The following is a 7,212-nucleotide window of genomic DNA, read 5'->3' on the forward strand; positions in this document are numbered from 1 at the left end:
GTGACGAGATTCGGTCTCGTCGTCAAAAATGTGCTGTCCTCAATGAAAAATAGTGACGAGATTCAGTCTCGTCGTCAAAAATGGGCATTCCTCACCGAAAAATGGTGACGAGATTCAGTCTCGTCGTCAAAAATGTACATTCCTCAACGCAAATCGGTGACGAGATTCGGTCTCGTCGTCAAAAATGTGCATTCCTCGCCGCAAAACGCTGACGAAAATCCGTCTCGTCAAAAAATAGAGAGTTACCCATGTCCCATTTACGACGTTCAAAGGACACTCTTCACGTTACCTATAAATTACAATTCTCTCCGATATAAATTTATGACGTCTTTTAATACTGCTGCGGCTGCTCCTCTCGGGTGTGATGCACCGCCTGTTACACAAATAGTGTCCATTTCTTCCGTTTCAAAAACGATTCCTTTATTGGTTCCATTTACATAATACAAAGGATTGGATGGCTGAATGGTTCTTGGTCTTACCTCAAGTGAAAGATGTTCATTTTTTAAAATGACACTGGCCAATAATTTTATTCGTTCATTCTTCTCCTGTGCTTCATTTATTTTCTCTTTTGTGATATGTTCAATTCCCTCAATTTGGACATCGTTTAGGGAAAAGCTCGTTTCGAATAACCCGTTTGTGAGTAATAAAATTTTACATGCACTATCGTAGCCTTTCACATCTAAACTCGGGTTCCTCTCGGCAATTCCTTTCAATTGAGCAATTTTTAAAGCTTCATCGAATGAGAGGTTGTTTTCGGTCATGGTAGTCAAAATAAAGTTTGTAGTCCCGTTTAAAATTCCTTCAATCCTTGTTATTGTGGCGCCGGCCAAACTATACCCGCCAATATCCATGGTCGGCAATGCAGCCGCAGTTGCCCCGCTGAATTTCATACTGACCCCTTTTTTCCGAGCTGCTTCTTTTATTCTTTTAAAAGAATGAACAAACGCCCCTTTTGAAGCAGAAACAATAGCCATTCCTGCTTCGATGGCATTTAACATGTACGATAATCCCGGCTCACCGGTCTCAATATTGGTTGGTGTACATTCAACAAGAACATCGCCATTCCATTTTGGAGGAATTAAAAAAATATTTTTTTCCTCGGCATAATGAGTAAGTGCATCGGATCCAATGCCATAACTCGTCAATTCGTCCAAAGAGATCCCTTCTGCTTCATAGAGCATCCCTTTTCTACCAATAATACCTGTCACTTTTGGATAGAAACCGTACATACTTTTAATTGATTGAGAATGGCTCAACAATAGTTTGCAAAATTCCTTGGCGACAACACCGTATCCTGTAATGATAATTCTTTTTTCCATGATAAATCCTTTCCTGAATGCTTTCTTTCGTTAAATAAGCTCACATCTTTTTAATGTTAAATATGTATAAGTGGAAATTAAGTCTCTACTGTCTTTTTTCAGCACGCTGACATAAGGTTGCGATTTGTCAATGTAATCCCAAACGCTATGTGCGACATGACGTTCACATACAAGAATAATCTCTGCCCGACTGATTTTCCCTTTCAAAAGTTCATAACTTTCTTCATACGGATTATGTATTTCAACGATACACCCATGTTTTTCCAGTCGATCTTTATACTCGTTCAAGAACCTGGCCCCAATAACAAGAACACGGAAAGGACCAAGATATAAATAATCTTTTACTTTCTGTTTTACTTTAACCGATAAGGGGGGTTTTTTAACAGGTTCCGGATATTCGAATGGATAACATTCCGTTATAATTGCATATTCTTCTTGCACTCTTGCTTTCACCGGTTGGTCACTTTGGACTTCTTCACCGCATTCTATATTTTTTACATCAAAACGTTGTATATCATCCCCTTCAGTCAGGTCGACAAAAAAACAACCATTTTCAGTCCTATCCAAGTAACCAAGCCGTTCCCATTGATTACTATGGATGGTCTTTCCTAAATGATATTGTTCATTCCGTTTTTCGAGTTGGTGTTTAATCAAATCTACTCGTCTCATCATGAGATAAAACACATTATTTTGTCCGCGAAAAAAATAATCCAAATTTTCCGCGGAAATATAGCCTTCCAGCAAGTTCAAAATTTCAGGGATATGTTCATCCGACATATTTTGGCAAATGTATTTCATGATTGTCATCGGATTTTTATGTAATTGCCTTTCCATATTTTTATACTTTTGCACTTCTCTTTGCAATTTGACTAACTCTTGTTTTAAGGTACCATATTGTTCTTCGGTGATGGCATCATAATTGTTTAATTTTTGACGAAGTGTATAGTTGGATTCTTTTAATTTCTTAACTTGATTGGATAACTTTAACAGTTTTTTTGCAATCTTTTGATCTTGTTTCGTCCCCTTGTCCAAATTTTTCGATTCGTACTCCGGCTGCACCTTGCTTTCCTGATCTGAAATTAGTTTATCATATTGTTTTTGAAGTTCCTGATTCGTTTTTTGAAGTTCAATCATTTGCTGTTTCAGCTGCCAATTTTTCTCTTTTAATTGGAAAATTTCTATTTCTGCCTTGTGCAGTTTTAATTTCAATTCGTTGTTATCTTGCTGTTTTTGTTTTAGTTTTTTGTGAAGAAGTTTATATTCTTTTTTCTTCTTCCGTAAGATTTCTTCTCTTTGTTCGTCAAAATTCGATTGCGGGGAGGGAGTCACCTGCTTTTGCTTTAACAATCCTTCGTGTTTCAACAATTTTTCCTTTATTAGTTCTTTTTGTTTTTTTCGCTGTTCAATTGATTTTTCATTTATTTGTTGTTGGAATTTTAAATTCACCTCTGTTCCCTCCCCGTTTTTTATTATTTATCATAAGTCCTTTTCGTCTCCGGATTTTTTAAAAAAATTGTTCATCATTTTTTGAAACTTGGCTCCATGAACGATAGCAGTCTTCACTTCATGTTTCAAAATATTTATGAAAAATGTTCAATACGTTTCTTAAATCATCGGCAGGAATTTGCCCCGGAGCCGAAGCGGTTCTTCCGGCTCCAAATGTACAAGCTGAGCCGAACAGTTCTCCGGATAAACGACTGATCAACCCAAGGGGACCCATGGCCATTGTAATGAGCGGATGGTCTCTATCCTTATTTTTCATCGTAATCGTTGCATCTAATAAGGTAAGAATATCTTGAACATTTTTCGGCATGACGGCGATTTTTGAAATATGACCACCAAGCAATTGCATTGTCTCAAGCCGATAAATAATTTCATCTTTAGCAGGCGTTTGCTGGAAATCATGGTTTGAAATAATAATATAAACTCCATTTTCTTCAGCCAAAGCCACAAATTCTTTTATAATTGTTTCACCGGTGAAAAGTTCAATATCGACAAGATCTGCTTTTTTTGTTTGGATAACGGTTTTTAATAGTTTCAAATAATAGTCTTCGGCAATTTCTTTCATCCCACCCTCTGTATGCGTACGGAACGTAAAAATGAGCGGAATATTTAACAGTTTGGAACTCATCTTTTCAAGTAGACTTTGTATTGCTGTTAAATCTTCAACTTTTGAATAAGCATCTGCACGCCATTCAACGATATCAGGTTTTAAATCTTTAATTTCTTCCAATTCTTCAAGTAATTCTTGATCCGTTGTTCCCATCAGCGGAATAATTACTTTTGGGATTCCCTCGCCAATTTCAACATCTTTTATTTTTAACATTTTCATTTACTTCCCCCAATACCATATTCAAACTATAATTAAGTATCTATTGATAAGCCACAAAATATTATAAGTTCATGGTATGTTTTAAAAAATTTAAGGTTGACCTCAAAAAGCAATGTCTAATCACAACATGATCTGTCAATAAGTAAAAAATATTACGGTATCTAGTGTAATATTTTTGGAAATTCTAATGACAATATATAACTAGTTTACCATAATTAGAAAATTTTAAAAATGTGAAAATGAAAAATTGTGTCTCTACTTAATGTAAGAAATCGTCCATTAGTAACACCGAAAAAGAGTTACTTTTTCAGCTTATTGACATAATGTCCTCTTCATTTCAAATCTGGATGATTTATATTTGTGAAAACCTTCAAAAGTTAGGTAATACAACCGTATCTACATGAATTATATTTCCGGACGGACCCAAAGCTTTGAAAAATCTACATAGCCAAAATGCTTCATCTGGATATTCATGATATCATTTGAAAATGGAATTTCCTTCTTTTGATGATACAGTGGAATCATAATCGACTTTTCTATTAACATTTTTTCCATTAATTCATGAAGCTCACCCCACTTTTCAAACGGCGTCTGAATATACATATCCATATGTTTTTTAAATTCAGGATCATTGTTCAAAATATTGGAAAGTGGCGAATACCCGTTTTTTAAAAAATAATAAAAAGAAAAGGTTTCGTTCATTTCAAAAATTTCTCCATGAATATAGAGATCCACTTCTTCCTGTTTCGTATTTTCATATATTGATTCTTCAAAGGTCAGCCACTTTACTTCAATTGGAACCCCTGCCTCTTCCAAAATCTCTTTCAACCAGTTTGTCATCGGTTCATTCCATTTCCGTTGCATAAGAATCAGTGGTGCGTGAAAATGAGGTCTCTCTACCTTGGGAATTGGGTATGGCTCTTTCTTACGTGATAGACAGCTCGTATGATTGGGGACCATTTTTTCATATACACCAGTTACTTCATGGCGGTGCCCCGCAATAACCGAATGAATGTAATCGCGTACCTCTTGCCGGCTTATATCCGACTTTCGACAGGCGTTCATTATAACGACACCGAATCCGGAATGACTTTTAAAGACAAATGTAGACTCGGGCTCTTTTTTCGAATTAGAAGTATAGATGAAATCATAATCTTTCGGTACTTGGATAAATTCAATTTCATCAAGGAGCGGCCGTTCCTGAAAATGTTCTTTAAAAGCGATTAATTTTGTTTTCACCTCACTATTTTCAGCAACATAAAAAGGACCTGTTCCAACTAATCCATGATCCGTTTCTTTATAAATGCTGGCAATGATTGTTCCTAACAGCTGAAGGGTATAGCTGCAACCATTCGGTGTATCAATATCGATGACAAGCGGTGTTACGGCACGAATTCGTTCAACCGGTTGCCAAAGGTTCGCATATTGAGGTTGTTTTCTCATGTTCTCTAAACAGTGAACAATATCATTCGCCGTTAAAATAGACCCGTCATGAAATTTCACATCTTTTTTTAAATAAAGTCTAAGCCTTGTTGGCGTCATATTCCAACTATGGGCAATTTCCGGTTCCACTACTCCCCTTTCATCGATGGCCACTAACCGGTTATAGACCGTTGCCACCAAATTTGCCAGGTGTACATGGACGGCATCCAACGGGTGAAGAGAATGAAATGGATATTTGCGGGGAATGATGAGTTGATCGATTTCATAGACAGTTTGTTTGAATCCGAACTTTGATTGAAAATGGTTTAGTAACCTTGTTTTTCGCTCCTGAGACCAATCCATCAATAAATATTTGCTACTTTTTTCAATCGGCTCCTCTTCAATCATTGTAGTTAACTCTTGTTCATAAACTTCTTCAACATTTTTCAACCATGTTAATTTCGATACATTCCCGCGACCACGTCCTGATGTAAATGAAAGCCAACCTTCCCTTTCCCATGTTTTTATATAGCGAGCCGTTTGTTTTGGACTTAAATGTAAAATTTGTGCCATATCCTCTACTCGAACCGGCCCTGATTCAACAGATTTCCATAGTGTAAATAAATACTCATTCATTTTGTTCCCACCTAAAAGTAGACAAAAATATTTAATATTGTCTATTTATTTTTATATATGTCTATTTTAATATACTAAACATAAGGGGGTCTTCCAAATGAAATGGCACGAATATCCGCAAAATATTAAAGTCCGATTAATTACCTCATTTCTTAATCGAACCGTTTCCTCATCCGTAATGCCCTTTATGGCCTTATTTTTTGCCCAAGAAAAAGGAAAAATTTGGGCCGGTTCATTTTTAATTGTGACCGTTTTTATTAGTTTCATTGTGAACTTGATTGGGGGATATATTTCTGATCGTTTTCCGCGTAAAAAGGTATTACTGATTACTTCTTCTTTAAGTGCGATGACGTTCCTTTTGATGACGTTGAGTTTACTCCCAAGTGACCGGTTGATTGGGTTGTTTGCAGTTAGTTATATTATTTTTATTGTTGTGTCACGGCTCGGGAGTCCGGCAATGGAGGCAATCATAATTGATTCAACAACACCCGAGAATCGAAAATCAGTGTATGTGATTGATTATTGGCTAGTCAATTTATCTCTGGCGATTGGGACGGCTCTTGGCGGCATGTTTTATGTAAATCATCAAATCGAATTGTTTGCCGTTCTCACTTTTACATCATCTTGTTTGCCTGTTGCCTATTGGTTGTGGCTTCAAGATGTTTCTGTAAAGCAATTAAAAAAGCAGCATAATAATGTTATTCTTGATGTATTAAGCAATTACAAAGTTGCCATTAAGGATGCTCCTTTTGTCAAAGTGGTAGTCGGATCAATGTTCATTTTTGCTGCAGAATTTTCGATGAGCAGTTATATTGGTGTCCGGTTAGCAAATGAATTTGAGCCGATTGATTTTGGCGGTTTTACGGTTGACGGGGTTCGCATGTTGAGTATTCTCAATATCGAAAATACATTGCTGGTTGTGTTTTTGACATTTTTTATAAATCGAATGGTTAATCATTTCAGCAAGCAAAAAGGTTTATTGGTTGGACTTTTGCTTTATGGGATTGGCTATGTGACGGTCACTTCGGCAAACATTTGGTATCTGTTAGTCTTATTTAATTTTATTGCAACAGTTGGCGAACTGATTTACTCACCAATTCGAAAGACCGAGCAATCGAACATGATTCCGGATGATAAACGCGGGTCATACTCCGCTTTTTCAAATGTCTCTTTTAGTGGGGCTGATTTAATCGCCCGTTCAACCATTATTATTGGAGCATTCTTGGTTCCGTCGATGATGTCGGTTTATATCGGTGTGATTATCATGATGGGAATTTTGCTGATGTATACGGGATTGTTTGCCGGAAAACCTGTACTGCAAAAAGTACCAGCTGTGAACAAGAACACAAAGGGTTAAAGATAAATGAATTCATTTTTTCTTTTTAAAGAAAACTCAGGCGTCCGAGCCTTTAGGCGAGAGCAGAGCCGTTAGTTCACCGAAAAAATATAAAATTTTTTCGGCTGCGATGTAATCCCGCGAAGCTTTCCTTGTGCACTTATGCG

5 protein-coding genes are annotated in these 7,212 nt (G+C 36.6%); 1 reads left to right on the forward strand and 4 read right to left on the reverse strand.

The features are described 5' to 3' along the window. Positions 1-296 precede the first annotated feature (296 nt). The 4 genes from BT1A1_RS09010 to BT1A1_RS09025 all read right to left on the reverse strand — a co-directional run bounded on the left by BT1A1_RS09010 (position 297) and on the right by BT1A1_RS09025 (position 5,709). On the reverse strand, positions 297-1,319 hold the full coding sequence (locus tag BT1A1_RS09010; protein ID WP_034770313.1) for a homoserine dehydrogenase: 1,023 nt from the start codon (positions 1,317-1,319) through the stop codon (positions 297-299). A 30-nt stretch (positions 1,320-1,349) separates the two neighbouring features. After that, entirely contained in the window at positions 1,350-2,765 is a 1,416-nt protein-coding gene (locus tag BT1A1_RS09015; protein WP_034770315.1) for a hypothetical protein, read from the reverse strand. Positions 2,766-2,883: 118 nt separating this feature from the next. Continuing rightward, positions 2,884-3,651, reverse strand: coding sequence for a type I 3-dehydroquinate dehydratase (aroD, locus tag BT1A1_RS09020; protein ID WP_034770317.1), 768 nt, complete (start codon positions 3,649-3,651; stop codon positions 2,884-2,886). A 405-nt stretch (positions 3,652-4,056) separates the two neighbouring features. Then, positions 4,057-5,709 (reverse strand): ABC transporter substrate-binding protein, encoded by a 1,653-nt coding sequence (locus BT1A1_RS09025; RefSeq protein ID WP_034770319.1) that lies wholly within the window; start codon positions 5,707-5,709, stop codon positions 4,057-4,059. A 97-nt stretch (positions 5,710-5,806) separates the two neighbouring features. On the opposite strand from BT1A1_RS09025, the gene BT1A1_RS09030 reads away from it, so the two are divergent. After that, positions 5,807-7,066, forward strand: coding sequence for an MDR family MFS transporter (locus BT1A1_RS09030; protein WP_034770321.1), 1,260 nt, complete (start codon positions 5,807-5,809; stop codon positions 7,064-7,066). Positions 7,067-7,212: the final 146 nt, after the last annotated feature.

This window comes from Caldibacillus thermoamylovorans (assembly GCF_000751775.1).
Taxonomy (GTDB): domain Bacteria; phylum Bacillota; class Bacilli; order Bacillales; family Caldibacillaceae; genus Caldifermentibacillus; species Caldifermentibacillus hisashii.